The organism is Cobetia sp. 1AS1, from assembly GCF_029846435.1.
Classification (GTDB): Bacteria; Pseudomonadota; Gammaproteobacteria; order Pseudomonadales; family Halomonadaceae; genus Cobetia; species Cobetia amphilecti.
Window position 1 is genome coordinate 561,203 of sequence record NZ_JARWKU010000002.1, and the last position, 26,614, is coordinate 587,816.

Below are 26,614 nucleotides of genomic sequence, written 5' to 3' on the forward strand. Positions count from 1 at the left end.
GTAGAGTTATGAAAGTATTAATTTTTACATCTGATTTGTACCAAGGTGGGGTAGCTGAGTCGACCCGTAAGCTCGCAGATTATTTATCGAAAGAGAATGATGTTACTGTTTGCACTTACGATAACCTGCCTATTAACAAAATTATGAATAGATCAGTAAAGATCTCAAAGTTAAATTTACCTCTATCCGCTGGTTTTAGAAAAAATAAGATAAGTATACTGACAACAAAATTATTACGGATTATTTTATTGCCACTGGCATTTATAAAATTTTTTTACACTGTAATGAGGGCTAGGCCAGAACTCGTTTTTTCATTAACTTATATACCGAATATAATATCAGTGCATGCATGCAGATTGTTAGGTGTTAAATGTATCGTATCAGAGAGGCAAGATCCGATTCAAGATTTAGATCAGGGGACTATTTTTTCTAAAATTCTTAAAAATACTTATAGAAAAGCAACAGGAGTACATGTTAACTCACAAGGGATGATTGTCTCCGTAAAGAAATTTTATGAAATTAGTGATGAAAAAATACTTAATTTTGATAATTTTTTTGTCAAAGATGATATTGCAAAACAGTCTATGGAAGAATTAGAGCTAAACTTTTCTTTTAAAAAAGAAAAAATTTATTTAGTGACTTCTGGACGATTGAGTAAACAGAAAGGGCAGTGGCACCTTCTGGATATTATGAAGGAGTTAATTGAAATAGATGATTCTTACCAGCTTTTAATACTGGGAGAGGGTGAGCTAAGAAATGAGTTAGAAAATAAAATAAAATCCAATAATTTAAGTGGCCATGTTTATTTGCTGGGCAATGTTAATAATCCGCATAATTTTATCAATAAGAGTGATGTGTTTATTTTTCCATCTATATGGGAGAGTTTCGGTAACTCTCTAGTAGAGGCTATGGCCTTGGGGATACCAGTGGCTTCCACTGTTTGCGATAGCGGCCCAGGTGAAATAATAAATTATGGTGAATATGGGTATAACATGGGGATATTCCCCTCCTATGAAGAGGGGGAACTGGATAAAGATAAGCTTCAAGATTTAGTGAGTAATATACATTTAATCGCGACGGAAAATAATAAGTTATACTCTGAAATGAGCTTGAATGGATATAAAAGATATGACTTGTCAATAATGAGTCAAAAAATTGATAGTATATTTAAGTTATAATAGCGCGCGAGCAGGTGAGAGATGCAAGTCTATAAATTCATTGTTATAATTATCTGTGTTCTCTTCCCTGTTTGGAGCTTTCCTTTGTTTCCGGGAACATACTCTATAGGGTTACCACTATTAGCATCTTTTTTAGGGGGGGTAGCATTAGCCACTAATCTTAACAAAAGAAAAGTTAATCCTTTTCAATTTTTATTTTTACTTTTGTTTTTGATGGTGGTTATTTCTTCGTGTGTATTTTTCTTCGATAGTGAAGTAAATGTTAAAAATTTATTTATCGGGTTGTCGAGCTGGATTCTGTTCTTTTTGTCTATTTGTGGGTATTCGCATATATTTAGGGTGGTCGGGGAAGATAGAGTCATTTCATATTTTTCGACGCTCGGGTGTATAATAATATTAGTTGGCGTTTTAGAGTTTATATTAAAGTTTGTTATTGGGCACAGTGCTATCTTTTCACCGATAACATTGTTCTTATCCGGCGAGACTTCAACAAGAATAATATTGACTACAGCGGAACCTTCTTGGGCTGTCCAATTATTAGTATTTGTTACTCCATTCCTATACTATTCTTATCAAAAAAATAAAAGCTTATATGGTAAGTTGTCTATTTGCGGGGTACCTATAATATTCCTAGGAGCATTTTCCTTAACAGGGTATATGATAGTTATAATGTCGGCACTTATATATATACTAGTCAATTCAAGTTTGAGATCAATTCTAAGATATTTTTCAGTAATAACTTCGCTTTTATTAGTATCAGTACTTGTCTACATGTATATAACATCTCAGCCCGAATATTCGAGTCTATATTTCGTAACTAGAGTTGATAAAATCATATCTTTATTCAATAGTAATACAAGTTTTTTTGAGAATATTCTATTAGTAGATAATTCTTTATACGTACGACTTGGTTATCCTTACATGGCCTTAATGATGTCTTTAGATCACCCGCTTCTAGGAGTAGGTATGAACCAGTACGGGAATTTGATAGGCGAATATATACATATACTTAATGTTCCTTATTCTCAACTAAGCGATGAAGTTGTATCTCACCTAACTAATTTGAATGCTGATCCAAGGAATTTTTTCCTAAAGGTATTGCTAGACTTGGGGATAATACCTTTTATAATATTTGTATATATACTTATAAAGCTTTTTTTATCATCAAAAAAAATATCTTGTAAGCTTAAAAGGGATTTATGTCTTTCATTGCTATCGATTAATGTAGCAATGATGATGCAATTCTCTACACCTTATTTCGCTGTGTATTGTATTACGATATCTATCGTGATCAATATAATATGTAAAGACAATTGCTACAAAAGGTATTGTCATGTCGCGTAAAAGAATTATTGTCATCACACCAAGATTTCCATACCCGGTAATTGGAGGTGATAAACTAAGGATATATAATATATGCAAATCATTGTCGAAAAAATTTGATATGGTATTGGTTTCTCTATGTGATGAAAAAAGTCAGCTTTCCTATACTCCCCCTGATGACAATGTTTTTAATGAAATACACAAAATCTATCATCCATCTTGGAAGTCAAAAATCAATACTGCTTTAAGTGTTTTTTCGTCAAAGCCTCTTCAAGTCGCATATTATAAATCTTTGGCATTAGATAAAAAACTAAAAGGGATAGTCCAAAAAGATGATATTTTACTCCCTCATTTAGTAAGAACAACTGAGTATGCTTTTAAATTTGATAACATAGTGATTGCAGAGTTAACAGACTCAATTGCTATGAACTATAGCAGAATTGCTAAAAGTAATGGAAGTAAGACTTTAAAAGAGAGAATATTCGCATACGAATATAAAAAACTAAAAAAATATGAAGCTTATGTTACTGAAAAGTCAGATGTAGTCTCATTGATTTCAAGTGTAGACTGTGAGTTTATACCGACAAAAGAAAAGGATAAAAGCAAGTTTGTAGTGGCTAATAATGGTGTAGATTTCGATAATATGCCATATATATATGAGTGGAAAAATAGAGCTGAGAAAGTGATCTGCTTTATTGGGAATATGCATACTGTACAAAATTTAGATGCCGTGCGTTGGTTTTTAGATAATGTAATGCCTAGGTTAGGACACGAGTATACTTTTAAAATCATAGGTAAGATACTAGATAAAGATAAGCTGCTATTTGAAAGATATGACAGGGTTTATGTTACAGGTATGGTCGACTCTATTGAAGATAATTTACACGATGTAGATGTTGCTGTATGCCCTATGCGTTTAGGTGCAGGAGTACAGAATAAGATTCTCGAATATATGGCATATGGAATTCCTTCAGTTGTATCTAATCTCGGTGCAGAAGGCATAGGTAATGGTAAAGAAGAGATTTTCTTGAAGGCTAATTCTGTAGACGAGTATATTCATGAAATTAACAAGATAGTAGCTGATAGAGCTTATGCAGTAGATATCTCAAAAAAAGCCCGTGATTTTATCGAATTGAATCATAATTGGTGTTCTTCGCTAAAGCCATTGCTGCATAAAATACAAGGTGTAACTAAATGAGTGTAAGTGTCAGTGCAATAAAACCAATTGTTCTAGCTGGTGGAAGTGGTAGCCGTCTTTGGCCTTATTCCCGTCAGTTACATCCTAAGCAGTTCTTGCCACTTACCGGCGAGGGTAGCATGCTGCAAGAAACACTAAAGCGGCTGGAATCAATTGATCATACCGCACCACTGCTAATCTGCAATGAAGAGCATCGTTTTCTGGTAGCTGAACAAGTTCGTCAACAGGGCATAACGAATGCAAGCATATTACTCGAGCCTGAAGGCCGCAATACGGCGCCTGCCATAGCAGTGGCAGCGCTGCATGCCTTAGCGGAAGACCCGAATGCCTTACTACTGGTATTGGCGGCTGATCACCTGATTCGTGACGTTGAGAAATTTCACGAGAGCATCGGTCACGCACAAATGCTGGCTGAGCAGAATCAATTGGTTACGTTCGGGATAGTACCGACTCACGCTGAAACCGGATATGGGTACATTCAGCGTGGCGAAGGGCTCGATGATTTCGGTTTCCGTGTCAAGCGCTTTGTCGAGAAGCCAGACATCGATACCGCTGAAGATTATCTGGCCTCAGGTGGCTATTACTGGAACAGCGGGATGTTCCTCTTTTCTGCACAGAGCTACCTGGATGAACTGGAACGCTTCCAGCCAGCGATGGTTGAGGCATGTCGCGCGGCACTGGCTGGCGCGAGTCAAGATCTCGACTTTACCCGCCTGGATGCAGAAGCCTTCAAGGCCTGTCCATCAGACTCCATCGATTATGCCGTGATGGAGCGTACTGAGCAGGCGGCTGTTGTGCCCCTTGAAGCGGGATGGAGTGATATAGGTTCCTGGTCAGCGCTTTGGGATGTCAAGGAACATGATGCACAGGGGAATGCCTGTAATGGGGATGTCATGCTTCATGATAGTCATGGCTTGATGGTGCATGCAGATCATCGCCTGGTGGCTACAGTCGGTGTTGAAGACTTGGTCGTGGTGGAGACCAAGGATGCTGTACTGGTTGCTCACAAGGACCGTGTGCAGGAAGTCAAGAAGATCGTCGAACGCCTCAAGCACGATGGCCGGCAGGAGCATATCAATCATCGTGAGGTTTACCGTCCCTGGGGTGTCTACGACAGCATTGATAAGGGCGATCGTTACCAGGTCAAATGCATTACCGTTAAGCCTGGTGCGAAACTCTCCGTCCAGATGCATCATCACCGTGCTGAGCATTGGATAGTCGTCTCTGGGACGGCAAAAGTTACCATTGGCGACAAGACTCAGCTTGTCAGTGAGAATGAGTCAACTTATATCCCTATTGGCCAAGTTCATGCACTGGAAAACCCCGGTAAGATACCCCTAGAGTTGATCGAAGTTCAGTCCGGGTCTTATTTGGGTGAAGATGATATCATTCGTTTCAATGATCGTTACGGGCGCAGTTGAGGATGATCAGTCTGTACCTGCCAAGTAAGGTAACGTAAGGTTTTGTGTTAAACAGTTGCTTTGCTTTCAATTCATTTGATTTGGATCTGCTAAATGAAAATTGCCATCGCAGGCACCGGCTATGTCGGCCTCTCCAACGCCATGCTGCTCGCGCAGCATCATAAAGTAATCGCACTGGATATCGTGCCGGAGAAGGTCGAAGGGCTGAATCGTGGTGTCGCACCTATTGAAGATACCGAGATTGACGAGTTTCTGGCGCGTGGGGACCTGAATTTCCGCGCTACCCTCGACAAGGAAGAGGCCTACCGCGGTGCCGATTTCGTGATTATCGCGACGCCGACGGATTACGATACCACCACCAACTACTTCAATACTTCCAGTGTTGAAGCGGTGATTCAGGATGTGTGCGACATCAATCCTGACGCGGTGATGGTGATCAAGTCCACTGTGCCAGTAGGCTATACGGTAGAGGCGCGTGAGCGTTTCAATACCGAGAATCTGATCTTCTCGCCGGAGTTTCTGCGCGAAGGCAAGGCGCTGTACGACAACCTGCATCCGTCTCGTATCATCGTCGGTGAGCGCTCCGAGCGTGCCGAGGTTTTCGCTGGTCTGCTCAAGGAAGGCGCGATCAAGCAGGGTATTGATGTGCTCTTCACTGACAGCACCGAGGCGGAAGCCATCAAGCTGTTCGCCAATACCTACCTGGCGATGCGCGTTGCCTACTTCAATGAGCTGGATACCTACGCCGAGGCGCATGGTCTGGACGCCAAACAGATCATCGAAGGTGTGGGGCTGGACCCGCGCATCGGGCAGCACTACCACAACCCGTCATTCGGGTATGGGGGCTACTGTCTGCCTAAGGATACCAAGCAGTTGTTGGCCAATTATCAGGAAGTGCCCAACAACATGATCCAGGCCATCGTCGATGCCAACACCACGCGCAAGGACTTCATTGCGGAATCCGTGCTCAAGCGCAACCCGCAGGTGGTGGGGGTGTATCGCCTTGTGATGAAGTCCGGCTCTGACAACTTCCGCGCCAGTGCCATGCAGGGCGTGATGAAGCGCATCAAGGCCAAGGGTATTGAAGTTATCGTTTACGAGCCAGTGCTGGAAGAAGACACCTTCTTCGGTTCACGCGTCATGCGTGATCTTGAGGCTTTCAAGCTGGAAGCGGATGTCATCCTGAGCAATCGCATGGCGGAAGAGCTCGCTGATGTGGTCGACAAGGTCTACACCCGCGATCTGTTCGGAAACGATTGATACTTGAAGATTAAAAATCCGATACTGAACTTTTTGTTCAGGTTGCATCGTTTAAATATAGCAGAAAATCTATACTAAAAACGGGCTTTCTTTACAATTAATAACAGTGAGGATAGTGTTACTACAGATATAGTTTATATTACTGCACCCTGTCTTCTAAGTGAAAGGCACGGGTGCTTCAAGAAAGAGAAATAAAAGTATCTGTTCTCTAAGTTTGGCGCCAGCTTGTTCTAACTATTTAAAAATAAAGTTAGAGGTCTAGATCCTTATATACTTTTAATGATTGCATATAATCATAGAGCGGCGTATAAATATAATACTATAGGATGCCATTCCAGCCCTTAGTTACAAATGGAATTCGAGTCATTTTTCTTGATTATGGGATATAATTGATAAGAAAAAAACAAGCAAGTTATATGTTGTCTTTAGATTTTTAAACTCGGATTAACTTTTGGCGTTTAATAACAAATATTTAGCCATAGTGTAAATAAATTACAAATAACTTACCTGGTCGGTATACTTCATGCATTTTAGAAAAGACATAAACGGTTTAAGGGCAATAGCAGTAATTGCTGTGGTGCTCTTTCATTTTAATGAAGATCTCATGACTGGCGGTTTTGCAGGGGTCGACGTGTTTTTTGTTATATCTGGTTATTTGATGACAGGTATAATTTTCACTAAGTTAGAGATTAATAAGTTTTCTCTTTTGCAGTTTTATATTTCTAGAGCTAATAGAATCATCCCTCCTTTAGCTTTCCTATGTATTGTGTTGTTGATATTCGGATGGTTTTATCTTACCCCTATTGATTATAAAGCGCTAGGTAAACACATAGTTAGCAGTATGAGTTTTTTATCCAATATTATATATTGGAGTGAGTCAGGTTATTTTGATAATAGTTCCCACGAAAAGTGGCTTTTGCATACTTGGTCTTTATCTGCAGAATGGCAATTCTACATAATATACCCTTTGGTTTTATTGGCTATTAAGAAATGTATATCCACCGAGGCTATGAAGTTTACAGTGTTAGTTGGGGCGATATCGGGAGCTATCTTTTGCGCGATAGTCTCCTATAAATGGCCTAGTTTTTCTTATTTTCTACTACCTACTAGAGCTTGGGAAATGATGGTAGGCGGGGTTGCTTATCTCTATCCTATTAAAGCGACAATTAATAGGAAAAAAGCATATGAATACTTTGGTCTGACTCTAATAGTTGTATCATATGTTTTTATTACAAAAGATAATGTATGGCCCGGTTTCCTAGCTCTACTCCCAGTGCTTGGGGCTTTTGTTTTAATTCAAGCCAATAGAAGTGATAGCCTTCTAACTGGCAATATTGTATTTCAGGCCTTAGGGAAGTGGTCCTATTCCATTTACTTGTGGCATTGGCCTTTGGTAGTTTTCTTTAATTATTATAATATACATGACTTGACTTGGTTCGGTTTGATCTTATCTGTATTTCTTGGTTACTTGAGTTTCCATTATATTGAATCTCAAAGCTTTAAATTTAGCTTTGATAGGCGTGGTGTTTTATTGCTTAAGCACATTTCAGTGATTGGCTTGGTTAGCCTCACTGGTTTATGTGTTTACTTAACAAGGGGGGCAGCCTTCCATTATCCAGAGAGCGTAAGACTAGCTTCTAATGAGGGAGAGAACTCTTCCCCTTATAGTGAATCGTGTTTTAGAAGCAAAGGTGTTTGCTATTTTATTGATGGTGAAATTGTAGATTATTTGACTGATGTGGAATATATAATTTTTGGTGATAGTCATTCTTTGGCTCAGCTAAGCGCTATTATCGATTCAATAGGTAACAAGAAGTCTTTATATATCGGTAGCTCTGCATGTTTGTTTATTCCAGACTTAGGCTCATCGGTTTATGATATTTCACAATGTCAGACTAAAACAAGGAAGCTGTATGATGAGCTGATACCTGATAACGAGAATGCTAAGTTAGTTTCAATACACAGGATGAATATTTATTTCTCAGGTTATGGAGAAAATGAATCCGAAAATAAATACAAAGATATAAGATATGTATATGGCAATGAAAAAACTGTAAAATCCCAATATGTAGATACAATGTGCGAGTTATCAAGCACTCATGATGTATTTGTAACTAAACCTACCCCTGAGTTTTCATACAATATACCGCGCGAAGTCTCAAAAAGATTGATGTCCGATACCGATAATCCGATTCAGATCACTTTAAAGGAATATCAGGATAGAAATAAAAACACAGCAGATGTTTTTGAAAAATTGCAATTGTGCGATATTAAAGTGTTAGATCCTATAAAGTATATTTGCAGTGAGGAAATTTGTTTTACAAGTAAATCCGGGCGGCCAATATATAAGGATGATGATCATCTTAGTGAATTTGGCAACAGATTGCTTATGCCTATGTTTTCTTATTACCTAAGAAAATAAGTATAAATATGTCTGGGGTTAGTTCGGCTTTCGATAACACTTTTTTAATATTTTTAGTATTAAAGGTAAGTTGCTAAAATTCGAACAACCCTGAACCTTGTTGTTTTGTGGTCATTTAAAAGTGGAGGTTATTGTTGTGCGATATTGCTTGTGTTTAACCGTGTGGTCCCCTTAAAGGGAAGTTGTGATGCTTCGTTTTTTATGCACTTTACATTTCCTATGATTTGGTGAACTTTAATTCGTATTTTAATCTAAATTCCTGATGTAAAATAAATTTAGATTAAGAGAGAGATCAGTAGTTGCAAAACCATACGCCGCATCCTTGTGATGCGGCGTTTTCGTATGGGTTCACAGGGTACGGGGTAGAGGGAGCAGGTGATGACTTTCATGCTGCGCGCCTGATGCCAAGGAGGAGGGCAGTTGTGTCAGGCTATCCCGCTCATCAAGCTCACGATGGCGCTTTGCCGTATTCGATTGAGTTGCCCGTATCACCGTTCACATCGTCATCATTGGATCAGGAAGGCCAGGTATGCCGTCATTCGCTTCTGCTGCGCGCTCGGATTCATCCGGTGTTGCTCCGTATTTTTCCCCTATGATCTCGCGCGCCGTTTCCTGCAGTGTTTTCCTGTTCGGCTTGCTTAGCCTGGTGATGCCTTCTGGCTATAGCGTGGGACCGGCGTTGCTGGTGTTGATCAGTGGCTATTGTCTGCTGCGCGAGCCGCGCAGGCTGTTGAGGGCCGCCCACAAGCAAGACCTGGCAGTGATCGGCGTGGTGGCAGGCCTCGCGGCCCTGTTGCTGGTGAGCATCTTGCTGCAGGGTGATGCGTGGCAGACGACAGGCGTGCCGATTCGTCTGTTGTTGGCTGTGCCGGTGCTGTTGCTGATGTTGTCGTGCCCACCCTCGCTCGGCGCCATGTGGGGCGGGTTGATCCTCGGCAGTGTGCTGACCGGCAGTTGGGCGATGTGGCAGAAGCTGGTGTGGGGTGTGCATCGTGCGGGTGGCTTCACCAATACCATCAACTTCGGCGATATCTGCATGTTGATGGGGCTGATGTGTCTGGCAGGCCTTGGCTGGGCGATGAGTCAGGCGGGAGCTCGGCGGCGCTATTGGTTGCTGGCGCTGCTGATTGGTGGCGCATTCGGCATCATCGGCTCCTTGATGTCGGGGACGCGCGGCGGTTGGATCGGCTTCCCGTTTGCCGCCTGGGTGCTGTATCGCAGTTATGGTGAGGTGATCTCGCGGCGCGTGCTGCGGTTGGGCGTCTTCATGTGTGCCGGGGTGATCGCCCTGATGGTGATGACGCCGGCCACCGGTATCCAGCAACGTGTCGAAGCCGGCGTCTCGGATGTCACGAAGTACATGGAAGATCGCAATGCTAGGACCTCGGCGGGCGCGCGTCTCGAGATGTGGCGGGGCGCTTTCATAATGATTGCCGAGCAGCCGTGGCTGGGCAGGGGCGAGACAGGTTACGCCGAGGCGCGTGATGCGATGATCGAACAGGGCGTGCTGAGCCGTCATATCCAACCATTTGAGCACCCCCATAACGAGTTTCTCGATGCGTGGGTCAAGCGCGGAGTGTTGGGGCTGCTTGCGTTGCTGGCCCTCTATCTAGTGCCGCTGCGCCTCTTCTATCGTCGCCTGGACAGTAACGACCTGACATTGCGCTCACTGGCTGTCGCCGGGGTACTGCTGCCGCTGACCTTCCTCGACTTCGGTATGACCTGGGTGATGTTCTCCCAGGCCAGCGGCGTGATGGTCTACGCCTACTGGCTGGCGATCGTCTGGGGTACGTTGCGCGCTCATGAGCGTCGCCTTGAGGCAGCGCCACCTACCGCTTGTGATAAAGCTCAAGCCAAGCATGACTGATCGGGATGTCTGCATGGAATGTCAGACCTGAAGAGGCGACAGCGTTCAGCGCATGGCGCTCTCGAGATTCAGCGCTTGGCGCTCTGGTGATTCGACGCTCAGGCGACCTGGCACTCTGGAGAGGCTTTGACCTGAGCACGCACGGGGTCTACAGTACGCGCAAATTTGAGCAGTCGCTCACGAATATTGACGAGCGGTGAGGCGTGTTGCCTCGTCGCTCAGGAGAATGGATATGCAAGACAAGCTTAAGATCGACATTGTCTCCGATGTGGTATGCCCGTGGTGCATCATTGGCTACAAGCGCCTCGAGAGCGCCATTAAGTCACTGGGCCTGGAAGACAAGGTCGAGATCGAATGGCAGCCCTTCGAGCTGAACCCGGACATGCCGGCACACGGCGAGAATCTGCGCGCCCATATCGAGCGCAAGTACGGCACCACGCCCAAGGGCAGTGTCGAGGCGCGCCAGAACCTGGCCAACCTGGCGGCTGAGGAAGGACTGGTCTTCAACTACTTCGACGACATGCGCATGGTCAATACCTTCGAGCTGCACGTGCTGCTCGAGTACGCCGCCGAGCAAGGCATGCAGCATGACCTGATGATGCAGTTCTTCGCGGACTTCTTCACGCTGCAGAAGGACATGTCCGACCGAGCCGTGATGGCGGACTCGCTGGCAGCGGTCGGGCTGGACGCCACGGAAGGGCTAGCGCAGCTCGATGACGCCGAGGCACGTGAGCAGGTCGTCCAGCATGAGAACCACTGGAAGCAGATGGGCATCTCCAGCGTGCCCACCTTCGTCTTCAACCGTCGCAGTGCCCTGAGCGGTGCTCAGCCCAAGGAAGTGTTCGAGCAGGTGCTGAGCGAGCTGATGGCTGAGCAGTCTTGAGCCACTGACACCTGGTTCCGGCACTTATTCCTGTCGTGATAAAAAACGCGGCCCCGCTGAAAAGCAGGGCCGCGTTTTTGGTTCTGAGGTGTGTCAGTCACTCAGGAGAGTACAGACACACCACCGTCAAGAACGCTTGGGCGGATTGTTGCCACGGCCACCGCCGGAAGGGTTGCCGGTCGTGCTAGGTCCGTTAGTCACTTTCGGAGCCGGGGTTTTGCGTGCAGGGGATTTGGATGTAGTGGCTTGAGTCTTGGTAATGTTTTTCATTGTCTTGGATCTCTTTGTATCGATTGTTTGAAATAACTTTGAGTCGGCTGCCGGTCTATTACTGACAAGCTCCAGGGCCACCGCGACAGGCGCATGCGGATGGGACGTGACACTTATGGTCGCCACCACAACGCATTGCCTGTGACTCAGCGCCGCCGCCCGGATAGGCGCCAAAGTGCTTTTCATACAGCGCTACCGTCTGTGCAAAGGCATCCGTCAATTGCTGGTAGTCGTCTTCACCGTAGATGCCGAAGTAGGGGTAGTGGTCAATGAAGCGACCGAATACCTGGTGGCAGTCTTCGCGGTAAGCACGCGTGTCCAGGATGTGCGCATGCCATAAGGCATCGACTTCCTTGCTGGGCACGAGCGAGACAGCAGGGTAGAAAGCCTTGAGTGACAGGAAGCGGCGATACTCACGCTCCGCCTTTTCCCAGGACTCAACTGACATTTCGGCTTCGCTGGAGGCCGTGTACTTGTGCTTCAGACGAGCAAAGTCGAGACGGCTGACATTCACGTCCAGTCCGTGGCGATCCACGAGGGGTTGGTTCAGAGAAACGATGGCATTCATGATCAAGACTCCTTAGAGGGATGATTGCAGAACTTGATGTCCCGCCTTCGTTTCATCTCACGATCGAAGCTCTGACGACTGATCAATGCACAGGGCTCGTAGCCATTGGCGGTCAGCTGATAGAGCAGGCGCCAGGCATGGCCGATCTTGAAGCGCAGATAGCCTTTGCGGCAGCGCAGGCGTTTGCCGCCAAGTGACCGGTAGGGCGTGCCATTGGCCATGGCTTGATCTATCTGGATGGCCTTGGACTGGTAACAGCTGCTGACCTCATGGGGGCAGCGGGCGAGGATGGTATCGATGGTTGGCATGACTGGCTCCGTCTTGGTTGACGAAACCAGTATTTATTTGTGGATTCCACAACCCGCATGCTTCACAAATCTTTTTTGCGGAAGGTGTCCAGCAGTGCGTCGAAGGAGGTCGCATCCTCGTATCGTCGGATGATCAGCTTGCGATATTTCGCCAGGACCTCGTTGTCCGTCTCGATCGGGAGCGCTTGTTGATAGGCCTTTTCGAGATCACCACTCAAGTAGGCGGCCATCATGCTGTCTCCCTGGGAGAGGGCCGCCGTCTGAGCGGCCAGCCCCTTGAGTACGTTTCCCTGTAGATGGCCCAGCCCCATCTGCGGCAATGCATCAGCGAAGGGGTTGGGCAGTTCCTCCGTCTTCAGGTCGGCATCTGGCAAACGCTCCAGCAAGTGAATCAATTCCTGGCGCAACAGGCCCAGGCCCGCCAGGGATTGCCGCTCGAAGAACAGCTCACGTGCCCACTCGACCAGCTCGCTGCGCATCTTTTCCTGCTCAAGGAGCTGAATGACAACCTTGGGCTCACCGAAGATCCCCTGTAGCAGGATGGCGTTCCAGAGCAGGGTGACATCGCCAGGGTGGATTCGCACCCGGTTTCGACTGTCACAGCCGTGACCGAGCGGTGTGTAATCCAGACGCAGGTGTTGCGTCTTGCTGCGGTCAGGCCTGCGAGAGACATCATCCTTGTGCTTGAGGGAGGGGCTCAGTGCACTGACGAGCGTCTTGATGGAGTTCAAGAGTTTGCCGTGCCGACTGAGAGGCTTGCTCAACCCCACCTTGCGGCAGAGCAAGTCCTCGTACACAGAAGATATTTCGCGCCAGTTACCCTTGTCAGCTTCGCTCACAAGAGTACTCCAGCAATTCATTGAGCGAGATGCGCTTGCTGTAATCGACTGACATGCCCGCTACCTTTTGTGCCTGCGTGAACCAGTCACTGGAATAACACCTGTCATGGCGACGGTACTCATCCAGTACGCCCATGCAGTAGCCGGCCTGCAGGGCCTCTGACACGCTTGTCGTGACGCCAGCCAGGAGATTCTTCTCGTCCCTTTTGGCATAGATTCCGACCAGCTCGTGACAACTCTGGATCAAGCGCTCCGAGTGGTCTCTGGCCTGAGCGGTTGGTGCCAGTGTGAATGCCAGCGTGACTAGTAAGGCGCAAGACGTGTATTTGCTGAATACGGACTTCACAGTGTGGGCTCCTTGAAGGTATCACTCGTGGCTGGTTCTGCTTTTTCGGGGGCGCGTGTGTCCCCTTGCGCTTGTGGCTCATTCGTTGTCATGGCGCGCCGATTTGCAGTAGGTGCTGATAGGTAGAGTGCCACCAGCAGGCTGGCATAAGTTGCCAATTTTACGAGCGGATCATCATCCAGAAGATAATTCCTTGGGAGATCTTCGTATTCTGTCTGCCAGAGAAATATTTCACACAGGCCAATCACGACCAGTTCCACAACTGTCAGAATCCCGAGGGAAATCAGCAAGCGACTGGCTCCCTTCCAGAACCCCGTCGAGAAATGCTGGCAGTAATTGACATGCCGCCACACAAGCAAGCCAAGCAGTGCCATGAACGCCCATTCGAGTAGCGAAATATCTGCCAGGCCTTCACCGTATTCAAAGATGGCAAAGGGTAGCAAAGCCAGGATCATCAGGCCGATCAGCCAGAGCATGCCAGTCTTGATGGCATTCAATACCTGACAGAGAAATCGTGAGAAACCAGTGTCGATTTTCCCTGTCAGGGAGAGACTTGTTGATTGTGACATCTTGCGTACATCCATGTAATTGCCGCGTGTATTGGTACTTCATGGAGATGAGTCGGACACTCCGTTGTCCTGGACAGTCATGTATCAACGCTGATTTGTAAGCTCTGTATAGATAATGTCGAGGAGTCATGGCAGGAGTCGTAATGATCATCTCGACCTGAATATACAGTATGTCGTAATCCGGTGCGGAATTATTTTGTTTATCTTGGACAATAGTGGCATTCATCCCAAGATTGTTCTTTGTATGAGCGAGCAACGGAATCAGTCCGTCCATGGGAGGCGAAAAAAGTTCTTGTTACTTCACCAGTCCCACATTTAGATAATGCATTAACGTTGAGGAATATCGCGGGCTCAGCAGGTTTACATGCGTATAAACGACACAGCCCCGCTGAAAAGCGGGGCTGTGTCGTCTATGGAGCATCAAATAGCTGGGGAGTTAGAGCCCCGCCTTGATATTGCTCAGCTGCTGCATGAGCGTATCGAGGACGGCGTCGACTTGCGCTTCGGTGTGCTCGCAGGAGAGGAAGAAGCGCAGTCGCGCGCTCTTCTCCGGCACGGCGGGGTGCAGGATGGGTTGGACGTTGAAGCCTGCCTCGAAAAGCTGGTTGGAGAGGCGCGCGGCCACCAGCGAACTGCCCAGAATCACCGGCACGACGGCAACGCCCAGGCTGTCGCCGACATCGAGTCCCAGTGCGCGGGCGCGCTTGAGGAAGTAGCCGGAGACATCGTGCAAACGTGCGATGCGCTGCCTGGCATCATCGCCCTGGAGCAGTTCGAGAATCTTCAGCGAGGGGGCGGCGACCTGCGCCGGCATGCCCACCGAGTAGAGGAAGCCCGGCGCGAAGTAGCGAAGCATGCTGACCAGCTCCTTGCAGCCGGCGATATAGCCGCCGCAGCCGGATAGCGTCTTGCTCATCGTGCCCATCCAGATATCGACGTCACACGCAGCGATGTCGTAATGCTCTCTCAGGCCGAGACCGCGCTCGCCGAGCACGCCGAAGGAGTGGGCTTCGTCGACCATCAGCCAGCAGCGGTACTTCTGCTTGAGGGCGATCAGGCGCGGCAGGTCCGGCACGTCGCCGTCCATGCTGTAGAGGCCTTCGGTGACGATCAGCACGCGCTCGAACTTGCCCCGCTGGGCACGCAACAGCGCTTCCAGCGCGTCCGGATCATTGTGCGCGAAGGGCATGCGGCGGGCGCCGGACAGCTGAGCGCCGACCAGCGAGCTGTTGTGGATCCACTCGTCATGCAGGATCAGGTCCTTCGGCCCGAGCAGATAGCCCAGCGTGGAGACATTGGTGGCGTGGCCACTGACGAAGACCACCGCATCTTCGACGTCGTAGGTGCGCGCGACGGCGGCTTCCAGCTGCTGGTGGATCGGGCGTTCGCCGGAAACCGCGCGAGAGGCCGACACCGAGGTGCCATAGTGTGCGGCAGCGTCCGCCGCGGCCTTGACCACTTCCGGATGGCGCGAGTAGTCGAGGTAGTTGTAGCTGGCGAAGTTGACCAGCTCACGCCCCTCGATACGCGTCGTGGCGCCGGCACAGCCGTCATGCACGCGGAAGAAGGGCTCCGGCACGCCAAAGGCGGCGCCGGCCTGCTGCATCATGCTGAGTTGCTGATAGCCCGGTTGGCGATCGAAGCGCACGAAGTCGTCACTGATCTGAAGCGGTTCAGCGCCCTTGTGGGCGAAGATATCCTCATCATTCGACTGCGTATTGGCCGGGCGAGTACGGCGCGCACGCGCCTTGTCGAGCAGTTGCTGCTTCATGTCACTGGCGGATGAACCGGGGGAATTGCGGGTTGCCAAGAGTCGAGTTCCTTACACATGTGATGCTGACCCAAAAACGGGCGCAAGAGCCTTGGCTCTCCGCCCGTCGGGTATCTTCAAGCTGATCGTGTGCGCTGACGAGGCATGGGCCTTGGCGAGAGCGGGGACTGCTGTCAGGGCCCGATCTGGCGATGTCCGCCTGCCTGTCATGGTTGCGCGAATGGGTCGACGTTACGCCAAGATGGCGCATGGCACCAGCCCACACCTGCCATCCGGCATCATGGCGTGGGCTGGGTACCGGGTGGAGGTGGCTACTTGCTGACCATCTCTCCCCGCTCTGTCAGCGTGGCCGTCTCGCCGCCATGCTGCTTCACCAGCTGCGCCATGGCCTGGTCTTCGGCGCTGCTTTCGGCTTCTTCGCCGTCGGCATTGCCCATCTTGTGCATCAGGCGTTCCGCGAGTCGCCACAGGGTGGCGGCTTCACTGATCATCATCACCGGAATGCTGATGCCCAGGCGTGCCTCGACCGCTGTCATCAGCTCGACTCCCATCAGCGAGTCGAAGCCCATGTCGTAGACGCTCTTGTTGACGTCGATGGCGCTGGCGTCGATCAACAGAATCTTGCTCAGCTCACCCTTGAGAATCTCGACGATGGTGGTCTGCAGCGCTTCGCCGCTCAAGCCCGCCAGTGCCGCGGCGATATCATCCTGCTGCGCCTGGCTGTTGTCATCCTCACCGGCGCGGCGGGCGATTTCCTCGAAGCGCGGCGTGGCGGCGGTCGGCAGGAAGCGTGCAAGCGCGCCCCAGTCCAGTTCCAGCACGCCCAGCGAGCGCCCCGGCAGGCCGAGTGCCTGGGCCTGCTGATCTGCGCTGATCATCTCGCCGAGACAGGCCAGCGCGTGGTCTGCCATCAGCGCATCGCCGCCGAGGCGATTCTTGAGCGCTTCACGGGTCTTTTCGTTGCGTGCCAGGAAGCCGGCATCCTCGATCGCGCCCCAGCGTGCGCAGGTGGCGGGCAGGCCACGCGCACGACGGTTGGCGGCGAGGCCCTCCAGCCAGTGGTTGGCCGCCACGTAGACGCTCTGTCCCGGGTTGCCGAACAGGGTGGTGGCCGAGGAGTAGAGCACGAAGAAGTCCAGCGCATGCTCGGCACTCAGGCGATCCAGCAGGCGCGCACCTTCCAGTTTCGGCGTCATCACGCGCTGGATGCGCTCGGCATCGAGATGGCGAATCAGCGCATCATCGATCACCGCGGCGGCATGGATGATGCCCTTGAGCGGTGCGATGCCATCGCCGTCAGCGGACTTGCCGAAGCGTGCGAACACCTTTGATAACGCGGCGTCATCGGCGACATCACAGGCCAGGGCATGCACGTTCACCCCTTGGGCCTCGAGACGCGCGACACCTTGCTGCGCTTCCTCACTAGTCGCGCCGGAGCGCCCGAGCAGGACCAGCTCACGCGCGCCCATCGCGGCCAGCCACTCGGCGCTGCGCAGGCCAAAGCCACCTAGACCGCCGGTGACCAGATAGCTGCCAGCCGGGTCGATCGCCAGTGTCTTTTGATTGGCCGCTAGTGCGTCGCGCTGATGGGGCATTGCACTTGCCCCCGCACTTGTCTGCTCCACGGCGTGTTCGGCTGCGCGCTGAGTGACGACGACCTTGCCGATCTGGCGGGCCTGCTGCATGTAGCGGAAGGCCTCGACCACCTGGCTGGCATCGAAGGTGGTGTAGGGCAGCGGCGCCAGGGTGCCGTCCTCGAACAGCGCCATCATCTCGCGGAATAGGCGCGTGGTCAGGCCCGGGCATTCCTTCATCAGCTGATCGGAATCGATGCCGAAGTAGCTGAGGTTGTTGCGGAACGGACGCAGCCCCATCGGGGTGTTCTCGTAGAAGTCGCGCTTGCCCAGCTCACAGAAGCGTCCGAACGGCTTGAGCACGCGCAGATTCTGGGCGATGGCTTCACCGGCCAGCGAGTTGAGCACCACATCGACACCGCGGGCATCGACAGACGGATCACGCTGCTGGCGTGCGGCGAGATCGGCCAGGATATCCTCGGCGAAGCCATGGCTGCGCGAGTCATAGACGTTGTCGATGCCCATCAGCGCCAGGAAGTCGCGCTTGGCCGGCGAGCCGACGGTGGCGAACACCTCGGCGCCCAGCCACTCGGCGATCTGCAATGCCGCGATGCCCACGCCGCCGGCGGCGCCGTGAATCAGTACCTTCTCGCCTTCTTCCAACCGTGCCAGATGCTTGAGCGCGTAGTAGACGGTGAAGAAGGTGGTCGGGATGGTCGCCGCGGCTTCCAGGCTGACGCCGTGGGGCACATGGGCCAGCGCCGTGTCGGCGATCACCAGCCGGTCGGAGAAGCTGGCCGGGCCGAAGCCGACCACGCGCTCGCCGACCTTGAATTCGGCATTGGTACCGGCCTGAGTGACGATGCCAGAGAACTCGAGTCCCAGGCTCGGGCCGGAGAAGCCGTGTTCGATGGCCTCATCCGACAGCAGGCCGAGGGTGTACATGACATCGCGGAAGTTGAGACCGGTCGCCTCGACACGTACTTCCACTTCGCCGGCTGCCACGGTGGGCAGAATGCGTGGCTGCCATTCCAGATTGCGCAATTGGCCGGGCTGGCTGAATCCGAGGCTGACGCCGTGGCGCTGAGCGCCTGGGGCTTTAGAGGCTGATGTCTGCGAGCCTGACGACTGCAAGCGGGCACTCTCGCCACCAGCGGCCTGCTGAGGCGCCGCCACCTGACGCAGGCGTGTCGCGAAGCGCGCGCCAGTGGCATCCAGAACCACTTCCTGCTCGTGATCCGGCGCTTCGAGTTCCTGCACCAGCGCGCCCATCAAGGCCGGCATGCTGACGGCGTCGTGCTCCAGCGTCGGCGTATCCAGCAGACGGATGGCCAGCGACTGGCTCTCGTTGGCCAGGCTGCGCGCAAAGCCCCAGCTGGCGGCATCCGCCGGCGGGGTCGCTGCGAGGGGGCCTTCTGTCTGCCACAGCGTCGCCACGTCATGTGTCAGCACCCACAAGGTCGGGGCCACGCGGCTGTCGTCCTGCTCCTGGGCGCTGTCAAAGGCCTGGGCGACCTGTGTCAGCAGCTGTTGGCGTGCGCACTGGAGGGCGTTGGTGCTGTCCGTATCATTCTGCTCAGCTGTCGCCGCAGCGCTTGGCAGCGCGATCAGGTGATCAACGTCGCCAAGTTGCTCGATCAATGCGGACACGTCCGCAGGCAGGCTGGCGGACAGGCGCTGATGGCTGACCTGATGACCACGCGCGGTCAGTGAGTCGCTCAAGCGCGTCAGCAGTGCCTGATCCGCCGGTGCCTGCGGGCAATCCAGCAACGCGATGGAGAGCTTGGCGGCTTGGCTTGCTACAGCTTTGCTTTCTGCGGCTAAGCTTGCCACTGCTTCGCTTTCAACTGATCCACTTGCCGCCGTCTGGTCTTCAGCGGTTTTCGCAAGAGCCGCAAGCGGTGCCTGAGCGGCAAGCGTCGCGGACAGCCACCAGGCACCTGATGTTTCAGTACCCAGATGATCGCTGGCCAGGCTATCGCCGGCAGGCGCTGGTGACTCGATGTCGAGGCCCAGCTGGGTCAAGAGACGCTGCCATTGCGCGATGCCCGGATGACTGCGCAGCTGCTCACCATCATCGAGGGCCAGAATCGGCCCGGCCCAGGCCGCCGGTTCACAGCCACACAGCAGCAGCTGCGCGCCGGGGGCCAGACGGGCGATCAGTGCTGTCAGCAGCTCGCGCGCCTGTGACGGTGCCTCGAAGTCCAGATGCACGATGGCGAGCTGAGCCTTGCGGGTCGTGGCGCTGTCCTCGTAGGCCTCGCCCGCGATCACATCGATCAGCGGCAAGTCATCCTGCAGGCGATTGGCTTCACTGAGGGCGCCGGTACTGGCGGCCACGAAGCGGTAATCCAGTGCGGCGTAGCGACCGTTGCGTGCATCCGCCTCGCGCAGTGTCGCGAGACGCTGGCCCAGCCAGGGGCCGCCGGCACCCAGCTCCAGCACATCGAGGCGCTTGCCGGCAGGCAGTGTGGCAAGCGCGCTGCTGATGCGTTGATCGAGCTGTGCGCTCAACCACTGCCAGCCGGCATTGCCGACCGCCGTCTTGAGCAGCGTCGGGATCAGCGGCTGGCGCAGATGTTCCAGTGCGGCACTGGCGTCCGTCGAGAGCAGCGCCTCGCGATCTGCCACCGCTTCATCAGCGGTGCCGTCCAGCTGAGTCCCTTCTGACTGAGCGCCGTCCAACGGGATGCCGTCCAACGGCATGCCGCGATTGAGCCATTCATCCAGATGCAGGTGCAGGCGACCGGCGGCATGCGTCAGCGGGAACTGGCCCGGGTAGTCGCGTACCAGCAGCTGCCAGATGTCATTGGCGGCGGGCAGATCCAGCGAGTTGATCTGCCAGTCGCCGTTGTCGAGTGCTTCCGTCAGGCCTTGTGATTCGGCCCAGTCGAGCAGGGCACGGCTGAACAGCGGACAGCGTCGCTGCCAGCGCGACAGTGCCTCGTGATCCAGGTGGGCCAGCTCCGGGTCGCCCGGCGCTGCGTGACGCAGCAGGGTCTCGTGGACGCTGGCGAGCATCAGGCTGTCGAGCAGCGGCTCCAGCTCATCGCGGAAGCACTGGCTGTCGGCCAGCAGCGTCTGTGCACTGGCGGCCGCGTCGCTCTCACCAACATTCGCATCACCATCCTCACCACCATCGGCAGCCTCTGACGCCTGCATGGCGTCATTCACCAGGCCTGCGAGATCCAATACCGGTGCGGACGGCTGAGTGAGCGGGTGCGGTGCGGCAGTCAGTTCGATATCCAGGTAATCCAGATGCGCCGTGCCATCACGTCCCAGGCGTACGGCGCGGAAGCGGGCCTCTTCGGCAACGGCCACGGCGCGGCCTTCGGCGTCGAACAGCTCGAAATCGGCACATAGGGAGTGCGGGCCACGCGAGCGCAGCACGACACGTGCCGTGACGATCTGCGAGGCGCGTACTTGCTCACGCACCTGCAGGCGTCCGACGCGCACCGGCACGAAGGCCATGCCATTGCTGGCCGCCATCTGGCCCTTGAGCACGCCCAGCAGAGGAATGAACAGCTGGAAGGCGCTGTCGAGCACGCCGGGGTGCAGGTGGAAGTCTGCGTCCTGGGTGGCCATTTCCTCGGTCAGCGAGAAACGGGCCAACACCTGCGGACGCACAGTGCCCGGTGCGTGATGGTCGGCGCCCGCGTCGACCCAGATCTGCTCGGCGGCGCGGAAATGCGGGCCGTAATGCAGGCCGAGTTGTGCGGCAGCGGCCACGTGCTCATCGCGCCCGAAATCGGCGGCGCGAGTGGGCATGATCGGTGCAGTGCGCTCCAGTAGGCGTCCACGGGTGGCGGTGAAGGCGCGCGCCACGGCGTGCAGATTCCACTTGTCGGCATCTTCCGCGCGTGTCTCACGACTTTCCAGACGCATTGCGCCATTGGCGCTGTCCAGCGACAGGCGGATCAGACGCAGCGTGCTGTCATCGAGCAGCAGCGGGGCGCGAATCTCGAAGTCTTCCAGATCCAGCACGTCGGGCAGGCTGTCCGCATCGGCGCTGGCGGCCTGCCATTCGTGGGCGGCGGCCAGGCACTGCTCCAGATAGCCGGCCCCCGGGAAGACGGCACTCTCGCCGACCTGGTGATCGGCCAGCCACGCGACCTTCTGGGTGTCGAGCTGGGCTTCCCAGGTCAGGCGTTGCTGGGCGAGACGATAGCCGAGCAGCGGATGTACGTAATGACGATCCAGCAGACGCTGGCTTTCGCTGGTGGTCTGGAGCCAGCACGGAATACGTTGCCACGGGTAGCTTGGCAGCTCGACGAACTGGCCGGCGACCGGGAACAGGCCGGTGATGTCGACGGCGCCGGAGAGCAGTACGCGACCGCGCAGGTGCTCCAGGGCATCTACTCCGGCATGGCGGCGGTCGAGACTGGCGAGCACCTGGCCGGCGGGCGCCTCTTCACTGCGCGCCTTGAGGATGTCGTTCAGGTAGCTGCGCAGGATCGGGTGCGCGCCGATCTCGATCAGCAGGCGATGGCGGCCGAGGACAGCGTTCTCTTCCGCCTCGGAGTGCCAGTTGACCAGTGAGGTGACGGCGGCCTCGAACATGACCGGCTGACGGATGTTCTCCCACCAGTAGCGTGCATCCAGCTGCTCGCCGGCAATGACGCTGCCGGTGACGGTGGAGATGAACGGGGTATGGGTGGCGCGGGGCGTCAGGCCGTCGAGGGATTCGAGCAGGCCTGACTTGATCGGGTCCATCGCCGGGCTGTGGAAGGCGTAATCCAGACCCAGCACCCGTGCGAAGGTGCCCTGGGCGGAGAGCTCCTTGCTCAGCGCTTCCAGCAGCTCACGCTCGCCGGCCAGGGTGGTGCCGCGCGGGCCATTGATGCCAGCCAGTGACAGCGACGCCCATTGCGGCTGCTCCAGCCACTCGCGCATCTCGCACTCGCCGAGACCGACGGCCATCATCGCGCCGGTGCCCCGGGTACGCCCCTGGTGGTAGCTGCGCTGGAAGATGACGCGGGTGGCCTGTTCGAGCGTCAGCGCACCACTGGCCCAGGCGGCAGCGACTTCGCCGACGCTGTGGCCAGTGACGGCAGCAGGGCGGATACCGCGCTCGATCAGCCACTCGGTGACCGCGACCTGCAGCGCGAACAGCGTCGGCTGGGCGATCTCGGTGGCGTCCAGGCGGTTCTCGCCTTTCTCGCTCAGGCTGCCGTCCAGCTCCTTGAGCAGCTCGAAGCCATTGAAGTCGCGGAAGGCGACATCGAGGCGTTCAAGACAGGCGCGCACGCTGGCGGATTCTTCCAGCAGGGCACGGCCCATGCCGGCCCACTGGCAGCCATTGCCGGAATACACGAACACCGGGCCGCGCTCCTGCTGCACTCCGCTGACGACTTTTGCGCCATGACGCGGCGATGCACCATTGTCGCTGGCGCTCGGCAATGCCGGCAGACGGTCTGCCAGGGTAATGCGCGGATGGTCACCGAGATCCCCTTCGCTGCCGAGGGTGTCGAGGTCCTCGAGCAGGGTGGTGAAGGTATCCGCGCTGAGCAGGGCGCCATGCACATGGTGCTCACGACGGGCGGCCAGCTGCCAGGCGAGATCGTAGAGGCCTGGCGCCATGTCGTGGGCGGCGAGCTCACGCAGGTGCTCTGCCAGCTCCAGCGCGGATTGCTTGAGCGCCTGCGGGGAACGGGCGCTCAGGCGCAGCGGCGGCGTCTGTTCACCTTCACTGCTCGGTTGCGCTACCGGCTGTTCGGGGGCACTTTCCAGCAGCACGTGGGCATTGGCGCCACCGAAGCCGAAGGAGTTGACCCCGACGACCAGGCGTCCGTCCGCCTTTAGCTTGCGCGGCTGGGTGACGATATCCAGATTCCACTCGTCGGTACGAATCTTTGGATTCAGGCGCTGGATCTTGATCGTCGCGGGCACTTCACGGTGCGCGATCACGCCCAGTGCCTTGGCCAGGCCGGCCACGCCAGAGGCGGTTTCCAGGTGGCCCATGTTGCTCTTGATCGAGCCGATCGGCAGCGGGCTTGAGCGCTTCTGGCCGATGGCGGCACCTATGGCGCGGGTTTCCAGCGGGTCACCGACCGCGGTGCCGGTGCCATGGGCCTCGAGATAGTCGATCTCGTCCGGGCTGATGCCGGCCTGCTCGCAGGCCTGTTCCATCAGCTGGATCTGCGCCGACGGGTTGGGCACGGTCAGGCCGGACTTGTAGCCGTCGGTATTGACCACGGAAGACGCCACCACGGCGAGAATGCGATCGCCATCGGCGATGGCCTGATCGAGATCCTTGAGCAGGAAAACGCCGCCGCCTTCGGAGCGCGCATAGCCGTCGCCAGCCTCATCGAATACCTGACAGCGGCCGGTCTTCGACAGCATCGTGGCCTTCGAGAAGATCAGGAAGCCGTAAGGATGCAGGTGCAGGCTGATGCCGCCGGTCAGCGCCATGTCGGTCTCGCCGCTTCTGATCGACTGGCAGGCCTGATGGAAGGCGACCATTGAAGAAGAGCAGGCGGTATCCAGCGACAGGCTCGGGCCGTGCAGATCGAAGGCATACGACAGGCGGTTGGAAGCCACGCTGGAGGTATTGCCGGTCGCGGTATTCGGGCCGATGGCGCTCAGGTCATCCGCCATGCGATAGGAGTAATCCAGGCTAGCGATGCCCATGAAGACGCCACAGCGTGAGCCGCGCATCTTCTCGGCCGGGATGCCGGCGTGCTCGATGGCTTCCCAGCTCATCTCCAGCAGCATGCGCTGTTGGGGGTCCATGCTGGCGGCTTCGCGCGGGCTGATGCCGAAGAAGGCCGGGTCAAAGCCGGTGATGTCGCCCAGTGAACCTGCGGCGAAGCTGTAGCTCATGCCCGGGGCTTTCTTGTCCGGGTGCGAGAGAGACTCCTTGCTCCAGCGGTCGTCGGCGACTTCGGTCACCATGTCCTTGCCGGCCAGGAGATCGTCCCACAGGGTGGCCTGAGTGGTGCCGGGGAAACGGCTGGCTGCGCCGATGATGGCAACGCGTCGGGTCATGACAAGCTCCTGAACTTCTGAGTCACGGCACTGTGGCGAGCATGTTTCGCGGTCGCCTTCAGCAGCGCACTTCCTAATGTATCGATATTGATGACGCGCGGGTCGCCCTTGCGGCATTGCTCGTCAGTCTTGAAGGGCCCTTCACAATCGAGGGCCCACTCCATCAGCTCCGGGTCCTTGTCGCGCACGGCCGCCATGGTCTGGCGGGCGGTGTCGTCGGACTCCGGCAGGGCGCTGGACCAGATGAAGCTGTCGGTCACGCCATTGGGCTCGCCCAGGGTCGTATAGACCTCGGGCATGATCGGCACATGGTCTCCATAGAAACACAGCAGCCCGCCGCGCGGCAGTCGCGCCAGCGCGGTGGTGAGCTGATCGATCATCGCGTCGGCATTCACCAGGTGACGCAGATAGATGCCCAGTTCCTGACAGTTCTCCGGCAGGTCTCCGTCGTACCACTCCGGCAGACGTGCGCTGTCGAAGGTTTCCAGGTGCAGCGGGCCGTGATTCTCCATGGTGATCACCTGGATGAACAACGGCGTGTCGCCGGCTTCCAGCAGGCAATCTTCGACCTTGGCCGCCACGGCGGCATCGCTGATGTACTGGCCACTCCTGTCGGCATCGCTGAAGTGGGCGATGTCAAGGAATTCATCGAAACCGAGCTGTTTCAGCACCTGATTGCGCAGATAGAAGGTGCCGGGATAGGGATGGATGCACAGCGTGCGATAGCCCATTGCCTTGTAGCTGGCGGCCAGATTCGGCACGGCGCGACGCGCCAGCTGATGGTAGGGGTTGAACTGGTGCACGCCGAGCTCCTCGGCGGTCAGGCCCGTCAGGAAGGCGGTTTCGGTGCGCACGGTATTGGCGCCCCACGCCGGCACGGCCAGGCGACCGCACGGCAGCCCTTGGGCCAGGGCGGTGAAGTGACAGCGGTCCAGGTTCGGCAGCAGGTCGTCACGTACCCGGGGATAGACGCGGCGGGCATCGAAGAAGGATTCGCTCTGCACGCTGACGACATGGGGCAGTGCCTTGGTGGCGTCCTCGTGATCGAGTTCGCGCAAGGTGGCGTCGAGCTCGCGCTGTGCCTCCTCCAGCGGATTGCGCAGTGGCGTCAGTGGGCGACGCGCCAGCCGCGCGTAGGCCAGCAGGTAGGCCACCATGCCCAGCTCGCTCAGGTCGAACTCGGGGACCAGCATCACCTTGCTGGCCAGACGGTTGCCCAGGGCGTAGACCAGGAGGCTCGCGCCGAGCAGAACGCTGATCAACGGCACCAGCCATAGAGCGGCGTTGCCTGAGTAGGCGACGGAGAAGCCCAGCGCGGGCTCGAGCCAGAGCCCCAGGCCGATCGCCAGCGCCCCGGCCGTGGTCGCGGCGATGGTCAGCCCGATGCCGAAGAAGGGGATGTACAGGCGCGGGTGCTTGATGGCGTCGGTGAAGTACTCGAAGTCCTGGCTGAGGAAGGGTTCGCGCAGCGACACGTACTTGGTGTGGCTGACCTGAAGCACCACCAGCCACAGCGCATTGACGACGATCAGCGAGAACCAGGGGCGCTGGGTGATCAAGGTGCACAGTGACCAGCTGGCGCACCAGTAGCCGACATGTGCCAGCCTGGCGCTGACGGGGCGACGCCAGAATGCGGCTGGCGGTGTTGTCATCTGTTTCAGCAGCAGATGCTCAAGCCCCAGCGTCAACCCGAGGCCGACCAGCAGTGGCCCGGCCATGAAAGACACAAACGCAATGACAAACTCCATGTAATGCCGACCTCGTTAGCCTCTGCCGTCGCAGGGCTGTGTAGTGTCCGGTCGAGTACTCGACCCTGATCAAGATCCATGG

Annotated in this window: 15 protein-coding genes; 7 read left to right on the forward strand and 8 right to left on the reverse strand. The window is 54.6% G+C overall.

The genetic code is table 11. The features are described 5' to 3' along the window. The first annotated feature begins 8 nt into the window (after positions 1-8). The 7 genes from QD280_RS06215 to QD280_RS06245 all read left to right on the forward strand — a co-directional run bounded on the left by QD280_RS06215 (position 9) and on the right by QD280_RS06245 (position 11,552). Complete coding sequence (locus QD280_RS06215; protein ID WP_279838636.1) at positions 9-1,178, forward strand: glycosyltransferase; 1,170 nt, start codon at positions 9-11, stop codon at positions 1,176-1,178. 1,333 nt (positions 1,179-2,511) lie between these two features. Then, positions 2,512-3,699 carry a glycosyltransferase gene (locus QD280_RS06220; RefSeq protein WP_279838637.1) on the forward strand — a complete coding sequence of 396 codons (1,188 nt, stop codon included), beginning with the start codon at positions 2,512-2,514 and terminating at the stop codon, positions 3,697-3,699. Next, positions 3,696-5,120, forward strand: a complete 1,425-nt coding sequence (locus QD280_RS06225; RefSeq protein ID WP_279838638.1) for a mannose-1-phosphate guanylyltransferase/mannose-6-phosphate isomerase — start codon at positions 3,696-3,698, stop codon at positions 5,118-5,120. Before QD280_RS06220 ends, QD280_RS06225 begins: the two co-directional genes overlap by 4 nt. 93 nt (positions 5,121-5,213) lie before the next feature. Beyond that, positions 5,214-6,380: a nucleotide sugar dehydrogenase gene (locus QD280_RS06230; RefSeq protein WP_279838639.1), complete on the forward strand. Its 1,167-nt coding sequence runs from the start codon at positions 5,214-5,216 to the stop codon at positions 6,378-6,380. Between the two features lie 523 nt (positions 6,381-6,903). Next, entirely contained in the window at positions 6,904-8,802 is a 1,899-nt protein-coding gene (locus QD280_RS06235) for an acyltransferase family protein (protein WP_279838640.1), read from the forward strand. Positions 8,803-9,331: 529 nt separating this feature from the next. After that, positions 9,332-10,669, forward strand: coding sequence for an O-antigen ligase family protein (locus QD280_RS06240; RefSeq protein ID WP_279838641.1), 1,338 nt, complete (start codon positions 9,332-9,334; stop codon positions 10,667-10,669). A 232-nt stretch (positions 10,670-10,901) separates the two neighbouring features. Then, positions 10,902-11,552: a DsbA family oxidoreductase gene (locus tag QD280_RS06245; protein WP_279838642.1), complete on the forward strand. Its 651-nt coding sequence runs from the start codon at positions 10,902-10,904 to the stop codon at positions 11,550-11,552. A gap of 328 nt (positions 11,553-11,880) precedes the next feature. Here the strand turns inward: QD280_RS06245 and QD280_RS06250 are convergent, their stop codons facing one another. From QD280_RS06250 to QD280_RS06285, 8 genes are all read right to left on the reverse strand, one after another. Next, the gene (locus tag QD280_RS06250) at positions 11,881-12,390 is read right to left on the reverse strand and encodes a glycine-rich domain-containing protein-like (RefSeq protein ID WP_279838643.1); all 510 of its coding nucleotides are present in this window, start codon (positions 12,388-12,390) and stop codon (positions 11,881-11,883) included. A gap of 2 nt (positions 12,391-12,392) precedes the next feature. After that, a complete protein-coding gene (locus QD280_RS06255; RefSeq protein ID WP_279838644.1) occupies positions 12,393-12,698 on the reverse strand; it encodes a hypothetical protein in 306 nt (101 codons plus the stop codon). 62 nt (positions 12,699-12,760) lie between these two features. Next, on the reverse strand, positions 12,761-13,537 hold the full coding sequence (locus tag QD280_RS06260) for a hypothetical protein (RefSeq protein ID WP_279838645.1): 777 nt from the start codon (positions 13,535-13,537) through the stop codon (positions 12,761-12,763). Beyond that, positions 13,524-13,883 carry a hypothetical protein gene (locus QD280_RS06265; RefSeq protein ID WP_279838646.1) on the reverse strand — a complete coding sequence of 120 codons (360 nt, stop codon included), beginning with the start codon at positions 13,881-13,883 and terminating at the stop codon, positions 13,524-13,526. The genes QD280_RS06260 and QD280_RS06265 overlap by 14 nt, the downstream gene beginning before the upstream one ends. Then, entirely contained in the window at positions 13,880-14,467 is a 588-nt protein-coding gene (locus QD280_RS06270; RefSeq protein WP_279838647.1) for a hypothetical protein, read from the reverse strand. The genes QD280_RS06265 and QD280_RS06270 overlap by 4 nt, the downstream gene beginning before the upstream one ends. A 421-nt stretch (positions 14,468-14,888) precedes the next feature. After that, on the reverse strand, positions 14,889-16,223 hold the full coding sequence (locus tag QD280_RS06275; RefSeq protein ID WP_279838806.1) for an aminotransferase class I/II-fold pyridoxal phosphate-dependent enzyme: 1,335 nt from the start codon (positions 16,221-16,223) through the stop codon (positions 14,889-14,891). Between the two features lie 311 nt (positions 16,224-16,534). After that, positions 16,535-24,784, reverse strand: coding sequence for a type I polyketide synthase (locus tag QD280_RS06280; protein WP_279838648.1), 8,250 nt, complete (start codon positions 24,782-24,784; stop codon positions 16,535-16,537). Continuing rightward, positions 24,781-26,532 (reverse strand): LTA synthase family protein, encoded by a 1,752-nt coding sequence (locus tag QD280_RS06285; protein WP_279838649.1) that lies wholly within the window; start codon positions 26,530-26,532, stop codon positions 24,781-24,783. Before QD280_RS06285 ends, QD280_RS06280 begins: the two co-directional genes overlap by 4 nt. Positions 26,533-26,614: the final 82 nt, after the last annotated feature.